Below are 24,645 nucleotides of genomic sequence, written 5' to 3'. Positions count from 1 at the left end.
ACCGTCGGTTCAACCTCAATTTGACTGAGCAACTGAGCACCAGGCGACGGCCCCTGCAACGTCGCCAGTTCATGACCCAGCATGCTCCAAGCAAGTTTCATAGATTCGTAGTAGGAGCCATGTTGATAACGCCTCCTCACAACCCCGCCCGTCCTATGGTTTTGGCACTCGTCAATAATGTGCGGCGAAATACCGAGCATTTGCATCAGCGTTGATGCTGTTCGACGCAAGTCATGAATAGTCCAATGGCCCCCAGGCAAGATAAGAGCCGAATGGTGGGGCGTTCGCTTTTGAAGCTGCTTACCGTCTGGTCCTTTCTGACGATCCGAGATGTGCTTGCTAACAGAATTAGGCAGCATGTGTCCGGCTTTCGACCTGCTGGGAAACAAAAATTCGGTATGACCTGACAACTCGTAAAGCTTTTCGAGCCAGCTCAACGTGTAGTCGGACAGATATACGCGCAGCGGATCGCCATTCTTGGAATTTTCCGCCTGAATGATCCAGCAACGTTTCTCGAAATCCACGTCATGCCACCGAGCCTGCATGAGCTCTCCAATCCGACAAGCCGTGCCCAGTAACAAATGGATGGCAATCTGATTGTTGATTGTCAGCCCAGCATCGGGCAGAAGCAGAAACAGCTCATGAAGCTCGTCTTGCTTGAAATCAGTTGCGCACAGCACGCGATCACGAATCGGGTCAGGACCGCCAGCATCCCGCTTATTCAACACATCGATTGGTGAAAATTCGATGTATTCACGCTTTACGGCAAAACGAAAGAGACTTTTGGTATTTGAGAGTATCGCGTTGGCGGTGCGGTTATGGCCGCGCGCTAACGCAACATCAACCGCTTCGAACATATGTTCACGACGGAAGTTTTTGATTGGCATAGAGCCAAAACGGCCGAGCAAGTGATTATCAAGAAGGGCCATGACCCCTGCTCCTCCATCTTTATGTCCACTGACGGGATTGGCCAGTTTGAGAGCGTAATTCTCGGCAACTTCATTCAGGGTGATGAGCGAGCGCGCTTCCGCCAAGACACGCTCTTGCTCCATTTTGCGTTCCTCGGCTTTCCGCTTCCGATCTTCAATTGGATCGAAACCCTGTCGAATGCGGACTCGCAGTTCCTCTGCCAGACGCCGAGCCCTTTTTACGGTCATACCTTCATCGAAGGACCCCATCGTGTACTTCCGACCAACGGTTTTTTTAAGGCCGATTTTTGACTGATATCGCAGGTGCCAGAACCGTTTATTGGCCGGAGTCAGACGCAATACCAGCCCGGGAATCACAGAATCCCGAATGTATTGATCCGTATTCTCAGGAAGGAGTTGCTTGATCTGCTTATCAGCAGATTCTGCGCTCTTGGGAAGCACTGGTTTCGCTTTTTTAGCCATTCTATTAGTTTCCGTTTCAGATTGTTTACCAGGAAAATGAGGGCTGTCTGGGGACAGTTTCCGGTGCAAAACCAACGCGATTCTGTGCTGGGTACAGTTGCAACGGATTGCCACAAGATAGCTCTTAAAGCACAAGTAAATGCTATATTTTTCCTTTTAAAACATGAAGTTAATACAAATAAACGGAAACGGAATACAACAGATTGAACCGAAAGAAATCAGATAAAATTGCTTATGGGGTGCAGAGGGTCGCAGGTTCAAATCCTGCCGTCCCGACCAGATTTGAACAAAAGGGCATGCCTTCGGGCGTGCCTTTTTTTGTTTTCTGGCCAGCCCAAAAACCTCGCCCGCTTTCCCCTCCAGGTCGCAATTTTCGCGGGTAGACCGGCCAAACACTCAATTCAAATTACCTCCTTGACCTAAATCAACTCATCAGTGGAAACGAGCGCTGACTTCCCCCAATATTGGCGCCGATTTCTGCAGGAGGATCAATTTTCGTCGGCTACCACTGAGCCGCCCGGTTCGCGCTGCCTGAAAAACGATCCTGAAACATCCATTCCAAATAGCTAACTACATGTGAGCGTGCTGTTCAGGCCATGTCTGTGCTGCTCAAATGAGGTTGAGAAATGAGAGAGAAGAGCTACTTACGCGCCCTGGGCGCCGTTCTGTTAGCCGCCTTGCCACTCCTGCTATCAGGGTGCAGCTCGGCGCTAATGGATCCCAAGGGACAGGTCGGTGAAGAACAACGTGTCCTGATTATCACAGCATTCGTGCTGATGCTGATTGTCGTCATTCCCGTCATTGTCATGACCCTGCTCTTTGCCTATCGCTATCGCGAAAGTAACAAGGACGCAACCTACAAGCCCAACTGGGCCCATTCCACGGCCATCGAGGTTGTGGTCTGGTTCATCCCCTGTGTGATCATCGCGGTGCTGGCCGTTCTGACCTGGATCACCTCCCACAGCCTTGACCCGTTCAAGCCGCTGGAAACCGACAGCGACAAGCCACCGGTCGTGATTCAGGCCGTGTCGCTGGACTGGAAATGGGTCTTCATTTACCCGGAGCAGAACATTGCGACGGTCAATGAAATCACCTTCCCGGCAAATCGTCCTGTCGAGTTCCAGATCACTTCCGGAACGGTCATGAACGCCTTCTGGATTCCGACCCTGGGCTCACAGATTTACGCCATGGCGGGAATGGATAGCAGACTCAACCTGATTGCCGATGAGCAAGGCACATTCGAAGGCCGCTCCAGCAACTATAGCGGCGCCGGCTTCTCTGAAATGACATTCAAGGCTCACGCCGTTTCAGAAGAGGATTACCAGAACTGGATTACCAAAGTGAAGGCGTCTGACAAGACCCTTTCCTACAAGGGTAACTACCAGGAACTGGCCGAGCCGAGCGAAGAAAACCCGGTTCAGTATTTCTCAAGCGTTTCACCAAACCTCTACAACAATATCCTCGACGGCTTCCGCAAGGGCGTGGAAGACAAAGGCGAGCATGGTGAAGTCAGTAACTCAGAGCATGGCGAGCGCGTGAGCGCAGAGGCAGTGGAGTAATACTATGTTCGGAAAATTAACCCTGGACGCAATTCCCTTCCACGAGCCGATCATCATGGTCACGGTTGCCATAATCGCGATCGTTGGTGCCGGTGTCGTTGGCTGGATTACCCTGAACAAGAAGTGGGGCTACCTCTGGCGAGAGTGGATCACTTCCATCGACCACAAACGACTGGGCATCATGTACTTCCTGGTGGCCCTGGTGATGCTTATTCGCGGCTTTGCGGATGCCATCATGATGCGTACCCAGCAGGCCATGGCCGCCGGTGGCGCAGAAGGTTACCTGCCGCCTGAGCACTACGACCAGATCTTCACCGCCCACGGCGTGATCATGATCTTCTTCGTTGCCATGCCGATGGTTATCGGCCTGATGAACCTGCTGGTTCCGCTCCAGATTGGCGCGCGTGATGTGGCCTTCCCGTTCATGAACAACCTGAGCTTCTGGCTGTTCGCGGCGGGCGTTGTACTGGTCAACGTTTCACTGTTCGTTGGTGAGTTTGCCAAGACAGGCTGGCTGGCCTATGCCCCGCTATCCGGCGCAAAATACAGTCCCGGCGTCGGGGTTGATTACTGGATATGGGCATTGCAGATATCCGGTATTGGTACCACTCTGACCGGCATCAACTTCTTCGTGACCATCATGAAGATGCGCACCAAGGGCATGACCCTCTTCCGCATGCCGATCTTCACCTGGACCTGCCTGGTCACCAACGTGCTGATCATCGCGGCCTTCCCGATTCTGACCGCGACCATTGCCCTGCTGACCCTGGATCGTTACCTCGATTTCCATTTCTTCACCAACGACATGGGCGGCAACCTGATGATGTACATCAACCTCATCTGGGCCTGGGGCCATCCTGAGGTGTACATCCTGATCCTGCCGGCATTCGGTGTCTTCTCGGAAGTGATCTCCACTTTCTCCAAGAAGCCTTTGTTCGGCTACAACACCATGGTATGGGCCACCATGGCCATCGGTGTTCTGTCGTTCATTGTCTGGCTGCACCACTTCTTCACCATGGGTGCGGGCGCCAACGTAAACGCCTTCTTCGGCATCATGACGATGATCATCGCGATACCGACGGGCGTGAAGATCTTCAACTGGCTGTTCACCATGTACCGCGGGCGCATCGAGTTCGCCTCTCCGGTACTGTGGACCCTGGGCTTCATCATCACCTTTACCCTTGGCGGTATGACCGGTGTGATGCTGGCCGTGCCTGGCGCCGATTTCGTGCTGCACAACAGCCTGTTCGTCATTGCCCACTTCCACAACGTCATCATCGGCGGCGTGGTGTTCGGCATGATGGCCGGTTACTCCTTCTACTTCCCGAAAGCGTTCGGTTTCAAACTGAATGAGAAGTGGGGTAAGCGTTCATTCTGGTTCTGGCTGGTTGGCTTCTACGTGGCCTTCATGCCGCTGTACATCCTGAGCTTCGATGGCGCTGTCCGCCGGATGCAGAGCTATGCCAACACTGACTGGCAGCCGCTGATGATTGTCGCCTGGTTCGGCGCTGTGCTGATCCTCTGCGGCATTCTGTGCACCGCGATCCAGCTGTATGTCAGCATCCGCGACCGCAAGCAGAACCAGGACATCACCGGCGATGCGTGGAACGGTCGCACCCTGGAATGGGCCGTCGCTTCACCGCCCCCGTACTACAACTTCTCGCACCTGCCTGAGATCCACTCGATCGACAACTACTGGGCAGATAAGCAGAAGACTCAGGGCAAAGCCCAACTCGAGGATCCCGAGTCCGTCGAATACAACGACATCCATATGCCGCATAACACCAATGCGGGTCCGATCATGGGCCTCTTCAGCATCGTGTTTGGCTTCGCCCTGGTGTGGCATATCTGGTGGATGGTTGGTGTTGGTGCCATTGGCATGTTCGCTGCCTTCATGGCGCGGATCTTCAGTGAGAACACCGACTATCACATCCCGGCCGAGGAAGTGAAGCGGATGGAAACCGAGCACTACAACCGCGTCAAGATGCAGGCTTAAACATGGCAACAGATACGATGACTAATCAACACGTGGCCGCCCATGGCGGCCACGAAGAACACCACGATATGACTGGTCTGAAGATGTACGGGTTCTGGATCTACCTGATGAGCGACCTGATCATCTTCGGCTCCCTGTTTGCGACCTACGCGGTGCTGCACAATGGCACCGCCGGTGGCCCGACCTCCAAGGAGCTGTTCGAACTGGACTTCGTCCTGATCGAGACGTTCCTGCTGCTGTTCAGTAGTTTTACCTACGGCATGGCGGTTCTGGCCATGAACAAGGATCGCCTCGCACAGGTCAAAGGCTGGCTCGCCGTGACCTTCCTGTTTGGCGCAGGCTTCGTCGGCATGGAAATCTATGAGTTCCATCACCTGATCCAGGAAGGCTTTGGCCCGGATCGCAGCGGCTTCCTGTCGTCCTTCTTCGGGCTGGTAGGCACTCACGGCCTGCACGTAAGCTTTGGCCTGCTCTGGATGCTCGTCATGTTCATCCAGCTGTTCACCAAGGGCCTGACAGAAAAGACTCGCCCGCGCATTCTGTGCCTGAGTCTCTTCTGGCACTTCCTGGACATCGTCTGGATCTGCGTGTTTACCTTTGTCTATCTCATGGGAGTTCTGTGATGAGCACTTCTACATCCCACGACGGCGGCAGCCACGGCAGCGTAAAGTCCTATGTAATGGGACTGATCCTGTCGATCGTTCTGACTGTTATTCCGTTTGGTATGGTCATGAACGGTGGTTTCGATGAAACCGCCGTGATCGTGACCATTGTCATCATGGCGGTGCTGCAGGTTCTCCTGCAGCTGATCCTGTTCATGCACATGAACCTGAAGACACAGGAAGGGCGGGATTCCGGCTCGTTCGTGTTTTTTACCGCCGTCATTCTCACCCTGATCATTGGTGGCACAGTGTGGATTATGTATCACCTCAACATCAACTTGATGTAATGGCCGGCACGTCTGTAAAGGACGTGCTGCGGCAGTTCATTGCACTCACCAAACCGGGGATTATCTTCGGAAATTCCATCTCGGTCATGGGCGGCTATTTCCTGGCCGCCCAGGGTGAGTTCAACCCCGGCCTGTTTGTGGCGGTACTGATCGGCCTCGGCCTGGTCATCGCGTCCGGCTGCGCGTTCAATAACCTGATTGACCGCGACATCGACGCCGTGATGGAGCGTACCCAGGACCGCCCCCTGGTCCGGGGCACCATCACACCGGCCACGACCTTCGGCTTCGCCACGGCGCTGGGGCTTGCAGGGTTTACCCTGCTGCTGGGCATCAACCTACTGACGGTCGGGCTGGCCATCTTCGGCTTCGCCATCTACGTGGGCGTATACAGCCTGTATGCCAAGCGGCAATCCGTTCATGGAACGCTGATTGGCAGCCTTTCCGGTGCGGTTCCTCCGGTTGTTGGTTATTGTGCGGTCAAGGGCCAGTTCGATACAGGCGCGCTGATCCTGCTGGTCACCTTCTGTCTCTGGCAGATGCCGCACTCCTATGCCATCGCGATCTTCCGGTTCAGTGACTACCAGCGGGTACGCATCCCGGTTCTTCCGGTCGCCAAAGGTGTGCACACGGCCAAGTATCATATCGTCGCCTACACCGCCGCCTTTACAGCGTCGGCACTGTGCCTGACGGTTGCCGGGTACACGGGCATCGCCTACTTCGTGGTCGTCCTGCTGATGGGACTGTACTGGCTCAAACTGGGCCTGGCAGGTTTTAGCACCCGGGAAGACATAAAATGGGCCAAAGGGAACTTTGGTTTCTCGATCCTGACCGTTTGCGTCCTGAGCCTCATGATGGGCATCAACGCCTACCTGCCCCCGTTCCTTGGCTGATTGACCATAGCGGGCGCCTCGGGCGCCCGCTTCCTTTTATCCTTTCCCCTCCCCCACCCCAACCGTCTTTCCCTTTTCCAGATTCCTTGATTCATGTGAACTCACGCGCGTAACTCCGTTACGCAATGTCGCTCATATTCAGCTATACCTTACTAGTGAGACCAAACAGGAAGGGCGTCCTTCCGGGCAGCCCGATGCGACAGGATGTCGATAACCACCGGCAAGAAGATGAGGGTGAAACTATGCTGACGCATGTATGGGGCCTGTTGACCCATCCCAAGGTTGAGTGGAAGGAGATCGACAGAGAACACGAGTCCGTTCGTCATCTCTACGCACACCATGTGCTGATCCTGGCCGCAATACCGGTCGTCTGTGCCTTCATAGGCACAACCCAGGTAGGCTGGGGATTCGGTGGCGACCATCCTTTCATCAAACTGGACCTGTTTAGCGCGCTGCTCGCCGGTATCGCCTTCTACGTGGCTATCCTGGCGGCTGTCGTCGCGGTCGGCCACGTGATCCGGACCATGGCAAAACGGTTCAGAAAGCCCCCCAGCTCCCGTCGCTGCGTGATTTTCGCAGGCTACATAGCCACGCCCATGTTCCTCAGCGGTATCGCCGCTGTTTACCCGCTCGTCTGGCTGTGCCTGCTCGCGGGCATTATCGGTCTTTGTCTCAGCGCCTATCTTCTTTACCTGGGTATCCCCTACTTTCTGGGCATCAGTTCCGAGGAGGGCTTTATTGTCTCCAGTACCACACTGGCAGTGGGCGTTCTGATCCTTGAGGCATTGCTCTCGGTAACCGTCATTCTCTGGGGCTACGGCGAAGTCCTCCTGCCCTGGCTATTCCGCTTCTGACAAGGCCCCTTGCGGGCAGAGTGGCTTTCAGTAACCTCTCTGCCCCTCACCTCGCAGTTGGACCGTTTATTGATACGGCTCAAGCAATACCACTTCAACTCCGCCTACTATAATAAGGACAGAACATTCTGTTATTACGAGCTGGAGGCTAAGGTATGTCAATCAATATGGGTGGAGTTGATCGAACCCTTCGTACGTTGATCGGCGTCGTGCTGTTGGCGCTGGTATTTGTTGGCCCGCAGACTCCGTGGGGCTGGATAGGCCTGGTACCCCTGATTACGGGGTTGGTGGGAATATGCCCGCTCTACACCTTGCTGGGCATAAAAACCTGCAGAAAATCCTGAAGATAAAAAAGCGGACCGAGACCACCGGATAGTGGCCTCATAGGTTTGATGGAGGGGGAGACACCCCTCCTCCTATTTTACCGGGGTATTCAAGACCTCAAGCACCTCTTCGAGTTCAGTAATCATCTGCCGAATCAGTTGCTTGTACTGGGATGTATCGTCCTTGACCTCGTGACTGCTCAATTTCTGTTTGGCGCCACCGATCGTGTATCCCTGGTCATAGAGCAGGCTACGGATCTGCCTGATAGTGATTACATCCGCGCGCTGGTAATAGCGGCGGTTGCCCCGGCGCTTGACCGGTGACAACTGAGGGAATTCCTGCTCCCAGTATCGCAGTACGTGCGCCTTGACGTTGCAGAGCTCCGCGACTTCCCCGATGGTGAAGTAACGCTTTCCCGGGATGGCAGGTAGTTCGTTGTTATGACTGGGTTCCAGCATACGCTTCCACTTTTTGCTTTAGTTTTTGTCCTGGTCGAAACGTTACAACACGCCGCGCACTGATCGGAATTTCTTCACCGGTCTTGGGGTTTCTTCCCGGCCGCTGCTTCTTGTCCCGCAGGTCGAAGTTGCCGAAGCCCGACAACTTCACCTGTTCGTTATGGCTGAGTGCGCCTCTGATCTCATCGAAAAAAGCTTCCACCATTTCCTTGGCCTCGCGCTTGTTCAACCCAAGCTCTTCATACAAGCGCTCTGCCATTTCCGCTTTCGTCAAAGCCGCCATCTCTCAACTCCTCAGTGTTGCCCCCAGCTCTTCTTTCAATGCGTCAATCACACCGGTGAAGAGCGAATGCACTTCGTCCTCGTTCAAGGTGCGCTCAGGATGCTGCCAGAAAAGGCTCAACGCGAGGCTCCGGTTACCTTCACCGAGACTCTCGCCTTCGTATACATCGAACGCACGCAACGCTGTCAGGCGATCGCCGGCATGTTTTCTTGCCACACGCTCAACATCGGAGAACGCCACGTCGGCACCGATTATGATGGCCAAATCCCGGCGAACCTCCGGGAATTTTGAAATTTCTTTGAAATTAGGCACATAACCCGTGACGATTGAATTCAAGAATAGCTCAAACATCAGGATCGTGCCATTAAGTTCCAGATTTTTCTGAACTTGTGGATGCAACGTGCCCAGCCACCCGACATGCTCGCCATCACGCATCAATTCGGCAGTCTGGCCCGGATGCAGCGCCGGATGCTGACTGGCGACAAACTGGATTTCGATCCCCAGCAGCCGGAACAATCCCTCCAACTCCCCTTTTACATCAAAAAAATCGGCGGTTCTGCGACCGTTAACCCAGTTTTCCGGATACTGGTTACCCACCACAACACCGGCCAGCATGGGCTGCTGATCAATGCGCTGATCGTTTTGCTCGAACCGGAGTCCGGTTTCGAACAGCCGGATCCTCGGTTGTTGGCGATTCTGATTGTACGCCACGGTTTTCAGAAGACCGCTCCAGAGCGTTGTGCGCATGACCGAAAGGTCCGCCGAAATCGGATTTGCCAGTGCAATGCCATCACGGTCCGGATCAACCAGCTTCTGCACTGCAGGATCGACAAAGCTGTAGGTCACTGCCTCCTGGTATCCCTGATCGACGAAGTAGTTTCGGATGGCGGAGACAGGACGCCTGGCTTCTTCCCTGACCCGCAAACCCAGAGACCCGGTCGGCTCGGTAACCGGCAGGTTGTTGTACCCGAAAATCCGCCCTACTTCCTCGATGAGGTCTTCCTCAATCGTGATATCCGGACGGAAACTGGGAACCGAAATCCGCCATCCGTCCTTGAGCAACTTCTCGACGGGCATGCCGAGACGGGTCAGGATTTCTTCCACGGTCGTACGATCAATAGCCAGTCCGAGCACATCGGCCAGCCGTTTTTCACGAAGATCTACCACGCGGTCGGAGGGCAACTCGTCCTTGCTGGCAACTTCCACGATCTCGCCCGGCTCTCCGCCGACGATATCCATCAGCAACTGAGTGGCGCGCTCCATGGCATCCCGCGCGAGCTTGTAATCGACACCACGCTCGAAACGATGGGAAGCGTCGGTATGAAGGCCATAATGGCGAGCCTTTCCGGCCAAGGTAATCGGATCGAAATAGGCTGCCTCAAGAACAAGATCCCGGGTTTTGGGGCTGACTCCGGAATGCTCGCCCCCCATCACGCCGGCAATCGCCACCGGCTTCTCGTGGTCGGCAATAACGAGTGTATCTTCCGTCAGCTCAACCTCTTGTCCGTCAAGAAGGACCAGTTTTTCCTGAGGCTTTGCCATGCGTACCACGATGCCACCCTGGATCTCCTCGCGGTCGAAGGCATGCAGCGGCTGACCCAGCTCCAGCATTACGTAGTTGGTGACGTCCACCGCAGCATCAATGGATCGGATCCCGGAGCGGCGCAGCTTTTCCTGCATCCACAGGGGCGAGGCTGCCTGCAGGTCTACATTGCGCAGAATGCGTCCCAGGTATCGCGGACAGCCTTCCGGTGCTTCCACCCGGATCTCAGGCACCTCAGAGTGTGCGGCTGGCACTGGCTGAATATCCGGTTCCGCGACCTGCATGCTGTTGAGTACGCCAACCTCGCGCGCTATGCCCTTGATCGAGAGGCAATCACTGCGATTCGGCGTCAGGTCGACATCAATGGTGATGTCGTTGAGTTTCAGGTAATCAGCCATGTCCTGACCGACCGGAGCATCGCCCGGAAGCTCCATCAGGCCATCGTGATTGTCTGATAACGCAAGTTCTGACTCGGAACAAAGCATCCCCTGGGATGGCTGGCCACGAAGCTTGGCTTTCTTGATCTTGAAATTACCGGGCAAAACCGCTCCGACAACCGCAAAAGGCACTTTCAGCCCCTGCCGGACGTTGGGGGCACCACAAACCACTTGTACCGTCTCCAGGCCATCGTAGACCTGGCAAACCCGTAACTTGTCCGCGTCGGGATGAGGTTCGACAGACTGGACCTCCCCTACCACAACGCCGGTGAATTCGCCGGCGACCGGCTCGAAGCCATCCACTTCCAGACCGGCCATCGTGATCTGGTCCATCAATTCCTGGGAGCCAATGTTCGGGTTAACCCACTCGCGCAGCCACTGTTCACTGAATTTCATGGTTTATGCCTTATCCTGATGCGGTTTCGCCTGTTGGATTGATTGCCGGTTTTCGCCTTGAAACTGCCCGGATTACCGGAACTGGCGCAAAAAGCGCAGATCGTTCTCGAAGAACATGCGCAGATCGTTTACGCCGTAGCGCAGCATAGCCAGGCGTTCCACGCCCAGACCAAAGGCAAAGCCACGATATTCCTCGGCATCAATACCGCAATAATCGAATACTTTCGGATGCACCATCCCGCATCCCATCACTTCCAGCCATTTGATGCTGCCGTCTTCTTCACGCCCCCACTCAATGTCCACTTCGGCTGAGGGCTCCGTGAACGGGAAATAGGACGGACGGAACCGGACCTCCAGATCGCGTTCGAAGAACACCCGAAGGAACTCCTCCACAGTGCTTTTGAGATCGGCAAAGCTGACGTCCTTTTCCACCAGCAGCCCCTCGACCTGGTGGAACATGGGTGTATGGGTCATATCGGAATCACAGCGATAGACCCGACCCGGGCAGATCATACGGAACGGTGGCGTGCCGGCTTCCATGGTCCGGATCTGGACCGGCGAGGTGTGAGTGCGAAGGAGCGTGCCCGGATTGAAATAGAAGGTGTCATGCATCGCACGGGCCGGATGATGACCGGGGATATTGAGGGCTTCGAAGTTGTGGTAATCGTCTTCGATTTCCGGCCCCTGTTCCACGCTGTAACCTGCGCGGGCAAAAATTTCCTCGATCCGCTGGAGAGTCCGGGTAACCGGATGAAGCCCACCAAGATCCTGGCCACGACCAGGCAATGTCACATCAATGGATTCACTGGCCAGCTTCGCTTCGATGGCGGCTTTTTCCAGTTCCGCACGACGTGCGTTGATTGCCTGTTCTACCTGCCCCTTGGCTTCATTAATCTTCTGGCCCGCGGCGGGTCGCTCCTCCGCAGACAGCTTGCCCAGAGTCTTGGCCTGCTGGGTAATAACGCCTTTCTTGCCAAGGTACTCCACACGAATTTGATCAAGTGCCTGCAGGCTGTCCGAGCCCTCTACGGCTTTCAGACCGTCCTGAACCAGTTGTTCCAGGTTTTCCATCGACCCTGCTCCAAACCAGAAATGGGGTAGGTTAAAACAAAAATAGGGGAAGAGCGTGCCCTTCCCCTATCAGGAGGCGCCTTCACGTTTCCATGAGACGCCCGATCGATCTGCAATCGATGAGAGATCTTAAGCGATCACAGGGACGCTTTGGCTTTCTCAACCACAGCGGCAAATGCCTGCTGCTCGTTCATGGCCAGATCGGCCAGAACCTTACGATCGATTTCGACATTCGCCTTCTTCAGGCCTGCGATCAGACGGCTGTAAGACAGGCCGTTTGCGCGGGCACCCGCATTGATACGGGAGATCCACAGGGCGCGGAACGCGCGCTTGCGGTTACGACGGTCGCGGTAGGCATACTGACCGGCTTTGATAACCGCCTGTTTGGCAACCCGATAAACACGGCTGCGGGCACCGTAGTAACCCTTGGCCTGATTCATGATCTTCTTGTGACGACGACGTGCTACCACGCCACGCTTTACACGAGCCATACTTTAATCCTTCTTAACCAGTGAAACGCTTATTTGGCGATCATACGCTTGATGGAAGCCACATCGGACTTGGCAATCAGCTTGGTACCACGGAGCTGACGCTTACGCTTGGGGCTCTTCTTGGTCAAGATATGACTGGTGAAGGACTGCTTGTGCTTGAAGCCGGTCGCGGTCTTCTTGAACCGCTTGGTGGCTCCGCTTTTGCTTTTCATCTTCGGCATTTTTTAAAACTCCGCATTCTATTATTTAAAAACAAATATGACCCTGAACGACAAATCCCCCGCCGACGCGGGGGACCGGTCATTGATTCAGGTTCACTTCTTCTTGCGGGGCGCCACAACCATGGTCATCTGGCGGCCTTCCATTTTCGGCCGCTGTTCTACCTGGGCCAGCTCTTCAATATCCACTTCGATGCGGTTCATGAGCTTCATACCAATTTCCTGGTGTGCCATCTCACGGCCACGGAAGCGGATAGTGATTTTGCCGCGGTCCCCGTTTTCAAGGAAACGTACCAGGTTGCGTAGTTTGACCTGGTAATCCCCTTCTTCAGTTCCTGGACGGAACTTGACTTCTTTGACCTGCGTCTGCTTCTGCTTTTTCTTGGCAGCCGCTTTGGCCTTTTTCTCTTCGAAGATCTTCTTGCCGTAGTCCATTATCTTACAGACGATCGGATCGGAATCCGTAACCTGAACCAGGTCAAGAGACGCTTCTTCTGCCTGCTTGAGAGCATCCTCAATCGGAACAATACCGACCTGATTGCCTTCGGCATCAATCAGACGGACTTCAGTTGCGTCAATATTCTCATTGATAGGCGCTTTAGGAGTACGCCCACCCCGATTCGCTCGCTGTTTAATAATCAGATCTCCGTTTTGGTTCTACCTTTACGTTCGACGTCCGCAGCCAGTAGCTTCTCGAACTCGTCGACCGACATGGTTCCCAGATCTTCACCTTTTCGGGTTCTTACTGCAACGGCGTTGTTCTCGATTTCTTTATCGCCAACAACAACCAGATAGGGAACCTTGTTAAGAGTATGCTCGCGGATTTTAAAGCCGATCTTCTCGTTTCTCAAGTCAGCATTAACCCGATACCCCAAAGAATCCCATTTTTTCGCCAGATTCTGACAATAATCACGCTGATTATCGGTGATATTGAGTACCGCAACCTGGGTCGGAGCCAGCCAGACCGGAAACGCACCTTCGTATTCTTCAATCAGAATTCCGATAAAGCGCTCGAAGGAGCCCAGCACGGCCCGGTGCAACATGACCGGCGTCTTGCGCTCCGAGTTGTCGGCGACATACTGGGCGCCCAGACGCCCCGGCATGGAGAAATCGACCTGAATGGTACCGCACTGCCAGACCCGGCCAATGCAGTCTTTCAGGGAGAACTCGATTTTCGGGCCATAGAACGCGCCCTCGCCGGGCAGCAACTCCCAATCAACACCTTCGCGGTTCAGGGCTTCTTCCAGAGCCGCTTCCGATTTGTCCCAGACCTCGTCTGAGCCCACGCGTTTTTCAGGACGGGTGGACAGCTTATAGAGAATCTCGGTAAACCCGAAGTCTTCGTAAACCTCGTGCAGCAGCTTGATGAACGAGGAGACTTCAGCCTGGATCGCATCCTCTTCACAGAAGATGTGAGCGTCATCCTGGGTGAAACCGCGAACCCGCATCAATCCGTGTAGCGCACCGGACGCCTCGTTCCGGTGACAGGAACCGAATTCGGCCAATCGCAGCGGCAGATCCTTGTAGCTCTTCAGGCCCTGATTGAACACCTGCACGTGACAGGGGCAGTTCATCGGCTTGATTGCGTAATCGTGCTTCTCCGACTCGGTGGTGAACATGTCATCCTTGAACTTGTCCCAATGGCCGGACTTTTCCCACAAGGTACGTGACACCACCTGTGGTGTCTTGATCTCCTGATAACCATGCCCGTGCAGCTTGCGGCGCATGTATTGCTCGATTTCCTGGTACAGCGACCAGCCGTCGGGATGCCAGAAAACCATACCCGGCGCTTCTTCCTGCATATGGAACAGGTCGAGCTTCTTGCCAATCTTGCGGTGGTCCCGCTTTTCCGCCTCTTCCAGGCGGTGCAGGTAAGCCTTGAGATCCTTCTTGTTGCCCCAGGCGGTGCCATAAACCCGCTGCAACTGCTCGTTGCCGGTGTCACCGCGCCAGTAGGCACCTGCCACCTTGGTCAGCTTGAACGCCTTGAGCTTGCCGGTGCTGGGCACATGAGGCCCCCGGCACAAATCGATGAAATCGCCCTGACGATAGAAGGAAAGATCCTCTTCCCCCGGAATGTCCTCGATGATCCGGACCTTGTATTCTTCGCCCATCTCATCAAACAGTGTCACCGCCTGATCCCGGGACATGATCGACCGGGAAACAGGGATGTCCTGTTTCGCAAGTTCTTCCATGCGTTTTTCGATACGGGCCAGGTCTTCGTTCGTGAAGGGTCGATCGTATTTGAAATCGTAGTAGAAGCCGTTATCAATCACCGGACCGATGGTTACCTGCGCCTCCGGGAACAGCTCCTTGACCGCCATGGCAAGCAAATGCGCGGTGGAATGACGAATAATATCAACGCCCTCTTCATCCCGATCGGTCACGATAGCCAACTCGGCGTCCCGATCAATGAGATGACTGGTATCCACCAGCTTACCGTCCACTTTCCCGGCCAGAGCGGCTTTTGCCAGCCCCGCGCCAATGTCTGCGGCAACGTCGTGAACGGTTACGGATTCGGAAAAACTGCGATGACTGCCATCCGGCAGGGTAATGACGGGCATGGAAAACTCCTCGTGAATGACTCAGCGGTGATCTATACCAAAGATCACATGTCGTCAGCTCACCGCGACACAAACCGCGGGCTGACCGGCAGGCAGTCTAACAGAAAAAACCCGGCGGGTTAACGCCGGGTTTCACAGACACGAGTCCGTTATCAACGAATCATGCCGGCTCCGCTATGGCCTCTTCCCGGGCCTTTCGCCGGAGCTGGCCAAAGGCCAGCAGTCCAAGCAGGAGGAACGCCGGAATGAACATCAATTCCTTCGGCGGACGATCGTTGGGAATTTCCAGTTCGTCGATTGTCCAGCCGTAACTGATGCCGGCCTTCTCCGCAACACTGCCAAAGTTGACGAAATCCACGGCCATCACGTCGCCCTGACGGGACAGCTCAAGCCCCGCCTGCGCCAGGCGCTGTTCCGGGCTTTCGGCCTTCGGCAGGTTCAGACTGATCACCTTGGTGACCTCTTCACCTGAAATCGCCGTTCCCGATGCACGCAGGTAAATCGGCTCTCCCGCCGGTACTTCGTCAATCCGCTGGAAGATCTCCGTTGCCGGGCGTTGATCCATGGCCGGGTATACCTGATCCCACCAGAAGCCGGGGCGGAACAAGGTAAAGGTCACCAACAGCAGCAACACGACTTCCCACCAACGGGTTCGGGTAAACCAGTATCCCTGGGTTGCGGCGGCAAAGACCAGCATCGCGGTAATGGCGCTGAACACCGTCACGAGCAGATCAAACCAGCCGGTCAGACCAAGCAACAGAAGCTGGTTATTGAAAATAAACATGAACGGCAGGATGGCGGTCCGGATGTCATAGATGAACCCCTGGACACCGGTCCGGATCGGATCCGCCCCCGATATCGCCGCCGCCGCATAGGCGGCCAACCCGACCGGCGGCGTGTCGTCCGCCAGTATGCCGAAGTAGAAAACGAACATATGGACCGCAATCAGCGGTACCAGGAAGCCGTTTTCTGCCCCGAGGGTCACGATAACCGGCGCCATCAGAGTGGACACCACAATGTAGTTTGCGGTGGTCGGCAGCCCCATCCCGAGAATCAGGCTGATGATCGCCGTGAAGATGAGGATCAACAGGAGGTTCCCGCCGGAAATGTACTCGACGAACTGAGTCATTACCAGGCCAATACCGGTGAGCGTCACGGTACCGACGACAATGCCCGCCGTCGCCGTGGCAACACCAATACCGACCATGTTTCGGGCCCCGGTCACCAGTGCGTCGCCAAGCTCGACTACGCCACCACGCAACAACTCGCCAACATTTCCGCTCTTTCGGAAAAAGGCTTTCAGAGGCTTCTGGGTCACCAGAATGAACATCATGAACACCGTTGACCAGAAAGCGGACAACTGCGGCGAGAAGCGTTCAACAGTCAGACACCAGACCAGAACCACCACCGGCAACAGATAATACAATCCGGCCTTGAAGGTCTCCGCCAACGGCGGCAATTCATTGATATCTGCATCGGGACCGTCTTCATCCAGATCCGGGAACTTGCACGAGTAAGCCACCAGGGCCAGGTAGATAACGCCGAGGAGCACCGTGAGGATCCAGGGTGCGGATTCACCCAGCGCCCCTTTCAGCCAACCGACACCGTAGTACACCACCAGAGTCAGGATGCTGAAGCCCAGAATGATGGTGACCCAGCTAAACAGACGCTGCGCCATGGTCGGCTTCACCTTCCGCTCGATGCCCTTCATGTTGAGCTTGCAGGCTTCAAGGTGAACCATGTAAAGCAGCGCGATATAGGAGATCAACGCAGGGAGGATGGCCGCCTTTACGACCTCCAGATAAGGAATACCCACGTACTCCACCATCAGGAAGGCAGCAGCCCCCATGATAGGAGGTGTCAGCTGGCCATTCACCGAGGCAGCCACTTCCACGGCACCGGCTTTGGTCGCCGGAAAACCCACCCGCTTCATCAGCGGAATTGTGAACGTGCCCGTGGTCACCACGTTGGCAATGGACGAACCCGACACCACGCCACTGAGACCACTGGAGACCACCGCCGCCTTGGCCGGTCCGCCCCGCATGTGCCCCAGCATGGCATAGGCAATCTTGATGAAATAGCTGCCTGCGCCGGCTTTCTCCAGCATGGCGCCGAACAGTACGAACAAAAAGACAAAGCTGGTCGAAACGCCCAGGGCCACACCAAATACACCTTCGGTACCCAGCCACTGATGTGAGGCCAATTTGCTGAGACTGACTCCGCCATGGGAAATCACATCCGGCATGTAAGGGCCGGCCAGTGAGTAGAAGATGAAAACAGCAGCGACGATAGTCAGTGCCAGACCAAGAGCACGACGGGTTGCTTCAAGCAGCAACACCAGGCCCACCATGGCGACAACCATATCCGCCGTGGTCGGGGCGCCCGGACGCTGCGCCAGGTCCCGATAGAAAATAAAGATATAGGAGGCCGCGAAGGCGGCGGCCAGCGCCAGCAACCAATCATAGATAGGCACATGATTGGCATGCTTTCCCTTGAACATCGGGAAGGCTGCAAAGGCCAGGAAAATGGCAAACGCCAGATGAATCGAACGTGCTTCCGTAGAATTGAACACGCCGATATTGAAAATATAAGGAAGCGGTGACGCTATCCAAAGCTGAAAAAGAGACCAGAGCAAAGGAACGATAAAGAGAATGATGGCGGCCGGCCCAGTTGCGGCCCGTCCACCCGACTCGGTCTGGAGGAATTCCTCTAGTTTCTGCTTATCGACGGCATCCCCGGCTCTCGGGTCGCTATTTGTCATAGCCGGATCCTGTCAGAGGGAAATCGAAAAGGTCGGAAGAGGCCACAGGCGAGGTCGCCTGTGGCCACGTTATTTAGCTCAGCCGGATCACTTGATCAGGCCAACTTCCTTGTAGTACTTCAGGGCACCCGGGTGCAGAGGCGCACTCAGGCCATCGTGAACCATCTCTTCCTTCTTCAGGTTGGCAAACGCCGGATGCAGACGCTTGAAGCTGTCGAAGTTCTCGAAGACGGCCTTGACCACTTCGTAGACCACGTCATCCGGGACGTCGGTGGACGATACGAGAGTTGCACCGACACCAAAGGTGGTGACGTCTTCATCGGTACCACGATACATGCCACCGGGGATAACGGCCTTCCGATAGTAAGGGTTCTCTTTGATCAGCTTCTTGGTTGCGTCGTTGTCGACTTCAACGATAACGCTGTCACAGGAGGTTGTGGCTTCCTTGATGGCGCCGGACGGGTGACCCACGGTGTAGAAGAAGGCATCAATGTTGCCGTCACACAGAGCCTGGGACTGCTCGGAGGCTTTCAGCTCGGCTGCCAGGGAGAACTTGTCCATGGTCCAGCCCATTTCGTCCATCAGCACTTCCGCCGTTGCACGCTGACCCGAACCCGGGTTACCAACGGATACGCGCTTTCCGGCCAGATCTTCAAACTTCTTGACGCCGGAGGCCTTGCTTGCAACAACGGTAAACGGCTCCGGATGCAGAGAGAATACAGCGCGCAGCTTCTTGTTGGGGCCGTCATCCTTGAACTGGCTGGTGCCGTTGTAGGCATGGTACTGCCAGTCGGACTGGGCCACAGCCAGGTCGAGCTCGCCCTGACGAATGGCATTCAGGTTATAGACAGAACCGCCGGTACTCTCAACGGAGCAACGGATGCCATGTTCTTTCCGATCCATGTTGACCAACCGGCAGATAGCACCGCCAGCAGGATAGTAAACCCCGGTTACACCGCCGGTACCGATGGTGATGAACTGCTGTTCCTGAGCCGAAACAGACGTGGAAGCACCAAGACTGACGGCCGCAGCCATCGCAAGAGCGGATACTTTGAGTTTCAGAGTCATGTAGCTTCTTCCTTTTTGTCAGGTATTTATAGTTAATATGACTGCCCGCATCGGGACGGGCGTCGGTCGCGTCCTCTTTGAACATAGACCAGTTTATCGCATAAATAAAGCTGGCCCCTGCTCGCTAAACATTTGAACAAGCAATAAAAAAGCCCGCAAAGCGGGCTTTTTTACTGAATCGGGACGCAAGCTTATTCCGCTGCTCTTGCCTTCGCGACCATCCGGTCAGGCCGGAGAAGGAAGCGTGCCAGCGCAGGCAGCAACCAGATCGCGCCGACCATGTTCCAGAGGAACATGAAGAAGAGCAGGAAACCCATGTCAGCCTGGAACTTGATCGGAGAGAAGATCCAGGTGACAACCCCGATACCCAGGGTCACACCCGTAAAGACAACTGCCTTCCCGGTGGACCGCAAGGTTTCAAAATAAGCCTCCTGCAAAGTCTTACCTTCAATCAGGTATTTCTCAAGCTTGCTGTATATGTAAATACCGTAATCCACGCCGATGCCGACCCCCAGTGCAATAACCGGCAGAGTCGCCACTTTGATGCCGATTCCGGACACCGCCATGATCGCCTCACACAGAACAGACGTGAGTCCCAGCGGGATAACGATACACAGCACGGCGCGAATCGACCGGAACGTAACAAAGCACAGCAAACTCACCACGCCGTAGACGAACATCAACATCCGGTCCTTGGCCTTCGAGATCACTTCGTTCGTTGCGGCTTCGACACCCGCATTACCCGCGGCCAGCAGGAAGGTATGCTCGTCGTTGTTATTCTCCTGGGCAAACGCCTCAACCCGCTTGACCACCGTTTGCAGCGTTTCCGCCTTGTGGTCTTCCAGGAACACCAGAAGCGGTGTCAGGCTGCAGTCGGTGTTAATCAGGCCGGAGGGTGCACTCCGTATCGATGCGTTGATGATGGTCTGGTTCCGCGAGATCGCATACCAGTTCCAGTTACCCTCGTTCAGCGCCTTGGTCACGATTTTCGAGACATCTGCCAGCGACGCCGTCGACTGGACACCCGGCGTATTCTGGAGCTCCCATTCCAGGGCATCCATGGCACGCAACACCGAGTACTGGGTGCATTGCTCTTTCGGGGTCCTGACCATCACCACCATGACATCGGCACTGGTGGAGTAGTTGTCAATGATGAACGCATTGTCCTGATTGTACTGGGAGTCCTTGCGAAGCTCCGGAGCCCCCTTGTCGAGGTCGCCAACCTTGAGGTCCTGCTTGTAGTAGACACCCAGACCAAGACCAATGACTGCAATAAGCAGGGAAATAGGCGCCACACCCGGGTGCGAGAAGTACGAAAGCACCCGCCATTTCCGATCCTTGTTACTGCTCCGGTTCTGTACGTGATTGACACCACGCTTCGTGATACCGATGTACGACATGATCAGTACGTGGAGCACAAGGTTGGTGATGATAACGAATGCCACACCGATACCCGCCGCAACCGCCAGATCACGAATGACGTCGATCTGAATGAAGAACAGGGTCAGGAAGCCGAAGGCATCGGAAATCAGCGCCAGCATGCCGGGGATATACAGGGAGCGGAACGCCAGTCGGGCGGACGTCACCGCATCGAATCCCTTGGAAGCCTCGACTGCCATGGCGTTGACGATCTGCACACCGTGACTGATACCAATCGCAAAGACGAGGAACGGCACCAGGACGGAATAGGGATCCAGACCGTAACCAAGGAGCCGGAGTGTTCCAAGCTGCCAAAAGACCGCAATAATGGAGGTCACGACCGGCACCAGGGTCCCTGCAATACAACGGGAGTACCAGAACAGCAACAGGGTTGTGAGCACAATGGTGATGCCCGCAAACCAGGCGATCGAGCCAATGCCCTCGATCAGATCGCCAACTTTCTTGGCGAAACCGACGATGTGGATTTCAACATTCGGATTCTGCGCCTCGTACTTCTGACGCACTTTTTCTTCAAGCTGACGGGAGAACTCGGCATAGTCCAGAGGTTCGCCGGTTTCCGGATTCTTTTCGTACAGCGGTGCGTACACAATGGTGGACTTGAAGTTATCCGACACCAGACGGCCGACTTCGCTGGAGCGCAACACATTCTGGCGCAGCTGCTCCAGGCTCTGATGGGAGCCGTCGTAGTTGTCCGGAATGACGGTACCACCCTGGAACCCCTGCTCTGTGACCTCCACCCAGCGAACGTTGGACGTCCAGAGGGATTTCAGGCCCGAGCGATCCACCCCGTTGAGGTAAAACACCTCGTCGGTGATCTGCTTCAGGGTCTCCATGTACTCCTTGTTGAAGATATCCCCCTGCTTCGCCTCGACAGCAATCCGGACAAAGTTCCCCAGATTTTCCAGGTCTTTCCGGTTATCCATCATGTTGACGATGTAGGGATGCTCCAGCGGGATCATCCGCTCGAAGCTTGCATCCGGCTGGATCTTGATCGCGTTGTACCCCAGAAACAGGGTCAGCAGAGCCAGCAAACCGAGGATGATCGCCCGGTTATTGAAGATGACGCGCTCGAGAAACGGCTCGGCCTTCGGCGTTGTGAGGTAGTGCTCGCCCTTATCGTGCTTAGGGTTGGACATTCAAAAGCCCCTCTATATTGAATTCTGTTATTGCCACATCAGGGCGTTATTGAAGTTTTTTGCCGTCAGCGTCGGTCCGCTTGGCACCATGTTCGCCCACGAGAAGCAGATTGGTATCTGCCAGGGGAACCACTCCCATCAGCCCTTCGCGGTCTTCCAGAAGGCTTTCACGGAAGGTATCGCCGCTGTTTCCACTGGTGAGGACCGTACCCTCGTTACCCACGAGAACAATCCGGTCACCATCGGCGGCACCGTCGTTCAGCGTCGCGGACGAACCGGTATTAACAATAGACCAGGACTTGCCGAGGTCGGAGGAAAACATCAGTGTGCCACGCAGACCAAAGGCCAGAATCTCGTTGACCCGACCCGTGCCCATCACACCAAACAGTGAACCGGGATAGGGGCTGTCCCGCTTCTCCCAGCTCTCTCCATTATCGACAGACACGAAAATCTGACCGGCCTCACCGACAATCACGAGCGCACCGCCCGCCACACTGGAGATGGCATTCAGGTGATAGCCCTGCGGGTTTTCGATCTTTGGCGCCCAATCCTGCCAGGACTTCCCACCATCCACGGTGCGGTAGATCATGCCGTAGGCCCCCACCACAAAGCCATGACTGGCATTCTCGAACCAGACATCGAGAAACGGATTGACGGGGCCGATGTCCAGATCGCTCTGCATGTTTTCCAAACGGAATTTGAGATCATCCAGCGCCCATTCGAGATCGCCTTTATCGGCTTCTGGCGCCTCTTCGATCCGCTGTTCCATCTGGGCGATTTCATCTTCCTGGCTGGCAATGGCCAGCTTTGCGGCGCGAATACCGTCCAGCTGGAGCTCCCAGGTTGCACCGGAATCCCCGGAATGCAGCACGGCACCGCTGTGCCCCACGGCCCAGAGATCCGTCTTGGTACCAAAATCAACGCCCGTCAGGGTTACCGAGACCGGAACCTTCGCCTGGCTCCATGTCTTTCCCTGATCGTCCGAGTAGATAATGTGCCCGCGTTCTCCCGCCGCCACGATACGGTCGCCAGAGCTGGCGACATCGTTCAACAGGCTCTCGGGAGCCAGGTCCGAGGGACGCGCCGGAGTCTCCAGCAGATCTCCCAGCGCCATAGCCACCGGGGATGCGCAGACCATGGAGAGCCCCAGGCACGCTGCACCGAGAGTTTTACGCACAAAGCTTGTAGCCATTCAGATTGCCTATTGGTTGTTATTACACGGTGTCTCTGACCGGCATTGCCGGCTTAAACAATACGCATGCCAGCAATCCCCCGATTGCCGGCATGCGTACTGCCGCTGCCCCGAAGGGCCGTCTCACATCAAGCGACTTGGCGTGTTAACGAACACTCCTGCGACGCAGGGAAGCCGGTGAGAAATAACGTTTGTTCGGAATCTTGTCCGAGAAGACCCGGGTAGTCGGTTCTTCGGTATCCAGTCCCAGAACGTGATAACGACGTGCCTGTAGATCATGATAGACGTCCAGAACGGTCCAGACACCCGGCAGCTCGTAATAGTTCTTCGGCAAGCCCATGGTGACGCGCCAGAGATTGCCTCGGCTGTCGTACTGATCTACCAGGACCGCATTCCAGCTGTCTTCATCCACGTAAAAACGACGCTTGGAATAAATGTGACGCTCACCTTTCTTGAGGGTCGCTTCAACCACGTGGACCCGATGCAACTCCCACCGCGTCAGATCCGGGTTGATGTGGGAAATCCCGAGAATCTTGGAATAAGGCACGCCGGCCTCACCAATCCGGTAACAGTTGTACGGAATGTAGATCTCGCGCTTGCCCAGGTACTTCCAATTGTACTTGTCCAGCGCCCCGTTAAAGATGTCGGTGTCGTCGGCGGTGCGCAGGTTGTCGGATGCCGCGATCGGGGAATCGTAGTTAAGGTTGGGCGCCCGGCGAACGCGCCGCTGGCCTGCGTTGTACCCCCATCCGTTACGCGGCTCGATGATCTGGTTCAGGGTTTCCTGGATCAGGATGGCACCACCGGCAAGACGGGGTGGTGACAGGGTGAACGACAGATAATAGAAAATGATGTTGTCCAGGGTGCTTTCATCACCCTTCGGGTTGTAGAAGTTGAAGAACACTTCCTGCTGTGAGGTCACCAGCGAGTAATCACCGTCCTGCTGGACAGCCACTTCACTCGAACGACGGGTGACGTAAATCCCACGCCAGCGGGTCAGATGGTTCCACATGACCTGCCAGGCTTTTTGTTCATCGTTCCCGCTCAAAATCGGGAACGGGTAGCCCCCATAGGCACCCTTGATACCGGCGCCCTCGCCCACCATTTCCGCAGACGTTGCGTTGTCCTTCACATTCTTGGCGACCCAATCCGGAATCGCGTGCGTGCGGCGGCTCTTGTACACCGGCACCTTGAACGTGGTGGGATAGGTCTCGAACATGGCCTTCACACCTTCGCTCAAATGATCACTGTACTGATCCATATTGGCGGCGGTGATGGTGAAAAGCACCTGATCGTCCGGGAACGGGTTGATGTGATGCTGGCCACTCCCTTCGTATCCGGGAGGCGGTTCGGTCAGTCCACCATCCCAATCGGGAATGGTTCCTGATTTATTACCAGCTTTCGGGGAGCCAAAAGGCGTCAGATCCTTTCCCAGGCGGTCAGCCTGGCTTTGCGATACGGCGGCACTGACGGGCGCAGCTGCCACGGACAGAGCCAGGAGGCTGCCGAACAACACATTTTTGTTATATCTCATGGTCTACCTAAATCCGTCTGGAAGCCTCTTAGGGGCTTTTTATTGTGGTCTGATGGATACTATGACGTTCTTTTAGGTTAGCCGATCCGG

The 24,645-nt window shown here is 55.5% G+C and carries 21 protein-coding genes; 7 read left to right on the top strand and 14 right to left on the bottom strand.

The features are described 5' to 3' along the window. Positions 1-1,391: tyrosine-type recombinase/integrase (locus tag MSNKSG1_RS02690; RefSeq protein WP_008937699.1), on the bottom strand; the 1,391-nt coding region annotated here is incomplete at its 3' end. A gap of 626 nt (positions 1,392-2,017) precedes the next feature. Between MSNKSG1_RS02690 and cyoA the strand changes: the two genes are divergently transcribed. The 7 genes from cyoA (at position 2,018) to MSNKSG1_RS02655 (ending at position 7,983) form a co-directional block, all read left to right on the top strand. Next, positions 2,018-2,950: a ubiquinol oxidase subunit II gene (gene cyoA, locus MSNKSG1_RS02685; protein WP_040886577.1), complete on the top strand. Its 933-nt coding sequence runs from the start codon at positions 2,018-2,020 to the stop codon at positions 2,948-2,950. Between the two features lie 4 nt (positions 2,951-2,954). After that, the gene (cyoB, locus tag MSNKSG1_RS02680) at positions 2,955-4,946 is read left to right on the top strand and encodes a cytochrome o ubiquinol oxidase subunit I (RefSeq protein WP_008937697.1); all 1,992 of its coding nucleotides are present in this window, start codon (positions 2,955-2,957) and stop codon (positions 4,944-4,946) included. A 2-nt stretch (positions 4,947-4,948) separates the two neighbouring features. Further along, positions 4,949-5,569 carry a cytochrome o ubiquinol oxidase subunit III gene (locus MSNKSG1_RS02675; RefSeq protein WP_008937696.1) on the top strand — a complete coding sequence of 207 codons (621 nt, stop codon included), beginning with the start codon at positions 4,949-4,951 and terminating at the stop codon, positions 5,567-5,569. After that, on the top strand, positions 5,569-5,895 hold the full coding sequence (cyoD, locus tag MSNKSG1_RS02670) for a cytochrome o ubiquinol oxidase subunit IV (RefSeq protein WP_008937695.1): 327 nt from the start codon (positions 5,569-5,571) through the stop codon (positions 5,893-5,895). Before MSNKSG1_RS02675 ends, cyoD begins: the two co-directional genes overlap by 1 nt. After that, positions 5,895-6,785: a heme o synthase gene (gene cyoE / locus MSNKSG1_RS02665; protein WP_008937694.1), complete on the top strand. Its 891-nt coding sequence runs from the start codon at positions 5,895-5,897 to the stop codon at positions 6,783-6,785. Before cyoD ends, cyoE begins: the two co-directional genes overlap by 1 nt. A 242-nt stretch (positions 6,786-7,027) precedes the next feature. Then, positions 7,028-7,639 (top strand): Yip1 family protein, encoded by a 612-nt coding sequence (locus MSNKSG1_RS02660; protein ID WP_040886583.1) that lies wholly within the window; start codon positions 7,028-7,030, stop codon positions 7,637-7,639. A 155-nt stretch (positions 7,640-7,794) separates the two neighbouring features. Further along, positions 7,795-7,983: a YgaP family membrane protein gene (locus MSNKSG1_RS02655; protein ID WP_008937692.1), complete on the top strand. Its 189-nt coding sequence runs from the start codon at positions 7,795-7,797 to the stop codon at positions 7,981-7,983. 72 nt (positions 7,984-8,055) lie between these two features. On the opposite strand, the gene MSNKSG1_RS02650 is transcribed toward MSNKSG1_RS02655, so the two are convergent. The 13 genes from MSNKSG1_RS02650 to MSNKSG1_RS02590 form a co-directional block, all read right to left on the bottom strand. Continuing rightward, complete coding sequence (locus MSNKSG1_RS02650) at positions 8,056-8,421, bottom strand: MerR family transcriptional regulator (protein WP_008937691.1); 366 nt, start codon at positions 8,419-8,421, stop codon at positions 8,056-8,058. Further along, complete coding sequence (gene ihfA / locus MSNKSG1_RS02645; protein WP_007151838.1) at positions 8,402-8,704, bottom strand: integration host factor subunit alpha; 303 nt, start codon at positions 8,702-8,704, stop codon at positions 8,402-8,404. Before ihfA ends, MSNKSG1_RS02650 begins: the two co-directional genes overlap by 20 nt. Positions 8,705-8,707: 3 nt before the next feature. Continuing rightward, positions 8,708-11,080 (bottom strand): phenylalanine--tRNA ligase subunit beta, encoded by a 2,373-nt coding sequence (pheT, locus tag MSNKSG1_RS02640; protein ID WP_008937690.1) that lies wholly within the window; start codon positions 11,078-11,080, stop codon positions 8,708-8,710. A gap of 72 nt (positions 11,081-11,152) precedes the next feature. Beyond that, positions 11,153-12,151 (bottom strand): phenylalanine--tRNA ligase subunit alpha, encoded by a 999-nt coding sequence (gene pheS / locus MSNKSG1_RS02635; RefSeq protein WP_008937689.1) that lies wholly within the window; start codon positions 12,149-12,151, stop codon positions 11,153-11,155. A 137-nt stretch (positions 12,152-12,288) separates the two neighbouring features. Then, positions 12,289-12,642, bottom strand: coding sequence for a 50S ribosomal protein L20 (rplT, locus tag MSNKSG1_RS02630; RefSeq protein ID WP_008937688.1), 354 nt, complete (start codon positions 12,640-12,642; stop codon positions 12,289-12,291). Between the two features lie 29 nt (positions 12,643-12,671). Then, on the bottom strand, positions 12,672-12,863 hold the full coding sequence (gene rpmI / locus MSNKSG1_RS02625) for a 50S ribosomal protein L35 (RefSeq protein ID WP_008937687.1): 192 nt from the start codon (positions 12,861-12,863) through the stop codon (positions 12,672-12,674). Positions 12,864-12,956: 93 nt separating this feature from the next. Next, positions 12,957-13,502: a translation initiation factor IF-3 gene (gene infC, locus MSNKSG1_RS18840; RefSeq protein WP_083870947.1), complete on the bottom strand. Its 546-nt coding sequence runs from the start codon at positions 13,500-13,502 to the stop codon at positions 12,957-12,959. Continuing rightward, a complete protein-coding gene (gene thrS, locus MSNKSG1_RS02615) occupies positions 13,499-15,424 on the bottom strand; it encodes a threonine--tRNA ligase (protein WP_008937685.1) in 1,926 nt (641 codons plus the stop codon). Before thrS ends, infC begins: the two co-directional genes overlap by 4 nt. Positions 15,425-15,584: 160 nt before the next feature. After that, positions 15,585-18,185, bottom strand: coding sequence for a TRAP transporter permease (locus tag MSNKSG1_RS02610; protein WP_008937684.1), 2,601 nt, complete (start codon positions 18,183-18,185; stop codon positions 15,585-15,587). Positions 18,186-18,272: 87 nt separating this feature from the next. After that, positions 18,273-19,253 (bottom strand): TAXI family TRAP transporter solute-binding subunit, encoded by a 981-nt coding sequence (locus tag MSNKSG1_RS02605; protein ID WP_008937683.1) that lies wholly within the window; start codon positions 19,251-19,253, stop codon positions 18,273-18,275. Positions 19,254-19,444: 191 nt separating this feature from the next. Continuing rightward, on the bottom strand, positions 19,445-21,829 hold the full coding sequence (locus MSNKSG1_RS02600) for an efflux RND transporter permease subunit (RefSeq protein WP_008937682.1): 2,385 nt from the start codon (positions 21,827-21,829) through the stop codon (positions 19,445-19,447). A 46-nt stretch (positions 21,830-21,875) separates the two neighbouring features. Beyond that, complete coding sequence (locus MSNKSG1_RS02595; protein ID WP_227497934.1) at positions 21,876-23,021, bottom strand: WD40/YVTN/BNR-like repeat-containing protein; 1,146 nt, start codon at positions 23,019-23,021, stop codon at positions 21,876-21,878. A gap of 145 nt (positions 23,022-23,166) precedes the next feature. Next, a complete protein-coding gene (locus tag MSNKSG1_RS02590) occupies positions 23,167-24,555 on the bottom strand; it encodes a DUF1329 domain-containing protein (RefSeq protein WP_008937680.1) in 1,389 nt (462 codons plus the stop codon). Positions 24,556-24,645 lie beyond the last annotated feature (90 nt).

The sequence above is a fragment of the Marinobacter santoriniensis NKSG1 genome (assembly GCF_000347775.1).
Taxonomy (GTDB): domain Bacteria; phylum Pseudomonadota; class Gammaproteobacteria; order Pseudomonadales; family Oleiphilaceae; genus Marinobacter; species Marinobacter santoriniensis.
Note: the sequence above shows the minus strand (reverse complement) of the source record. Positions and strands in the feature narration are given on the sequence as shown.

Coding starts and splice junctions, on each gene's coding strand:
- cyoA (WP_040886577.1), top strand. CDS start 2,018: ATGAGAGAGAAGAGCTACTTACGCGCCCTGGGCGCCGTTCTGTTAGCC.
- cyoD (WP_008937695.1), top strand. CDS start 5,569: ATGAGCACTTCTACATCCCACGACGGCGGCAGCCACGGCAGCGTAAAG.
- MSNKSG1_RS02610 (WP_008937684.1), bottom strand. CDS start 18,185: ATGACAAATAGCGACCCGAGAGCCGGGGATGCCGTCGATAAGCAGAAA.
- MSNKSG1_RS02650 (WP_008937691.1), bottom strand. CDS start 8,421: ATGCTGGAACCCAGTCATAACAACGAACTACCTGCCATCCCGGGAAAG.
- cyoB (WP_008937697.1), top strand. CDS start 2,955: ATGTTCGGAAAATTAACCCTGGACGCAATTCCCTTCCACGAGCCGATC.
- pheT (WP_008937690.1), bottom strand. CDS start 11,080: ATGAAATTCAGTGAACAGTGGCTGCGCGAGTGGGTTAACCCGAACATT.
- rpmI (WP_008937687.1), bottom strand. CDS start 12,863: ATGCCGAAGATGAAAAGCAAAAGCGGAGCCACCAAGCGGTTCAAGAAG.
- pheS (WP_008937689.1), bottom strand. CDS start 12,151: ATGGAAAACCTGGAACAACTGGTTCAGGACGGTCTGAAAGCCGTAGAG.
- rplT (WP_008937688.1), bottom strand. CDS start 12,642: ATGGCTCGTGTAAAGCGTGGCGTGGTAGCACGTCGTCGTCACAAGAAG.
- MSNKSG1_RS02600 (WP_008937682.1), bottom strand. CDS start 21,829: ATGTCCAACCCTAAGCACGATAAGGGCGAGCACTACCTCACAACGCCG.
- MSNKSG1_RS02655 (WP_008937692.1), top strand. CDS start 7,795: ATGTCAATCAATATGGGTGGAGTTGATCGAACCCTTCGTACGTTGATC.
- ihfA (WP_007151838.1), bottom strand. CDS start 8,704: ATGGCGGCTTTGACGAAAGCGGAAATGGCAGAGCGCTTGTATGAAGAG.
- MSNKSG1_RS02675 (WP_008937696.1), top strand. CDS start 4,949: ATGGCAACAGATACGATGACTAATCAACACGTGGCCGCCCATGGCGGC.
- MSNKSG1_RS02590 (WP_008937680.1), bottom strand. CDS start 24,555: ATGAGATATAACAAAAATGTGTTGTTCGGCAGCCTCCTGGCTCTGTCC.
- MSNKSG1_RS02595 (WP_227497934.1), bottom strand. CDS start 23,021: ATGGCTACAAGCTTTGTGCGTAAAACTCTCGGTGCAGCGTGCCTGGGG.
- thrS (WP_008937685.1), bottom strand. CDS start 15,424: ATGCCCGTCATTACCCTGCCGGATGGCAGTCATCGCAGTTTTTCCGAA.
- cyoE (WP_008937694.1), top strand. CDS start 5,895: ATGGCCGGCACGTCTGTAAAGGACGTGCTGCGGCAGTTCATTGCACTC.
- MSNKSG1_RS02660 (WP_040886583.1), top strand. CDS start 7,028: ATGCTGACGCATGTATGGGGCCTGTTGACCCATCCCAAGGTTGAGTGG.
- MSNKSG1_RS02605 (WP_008937683.1), bottom strand. CDS start 19,253: ATGACTCTGAAACTCAAAGTATCCGCTCTTGCGATGGCTGCGGCCGTC.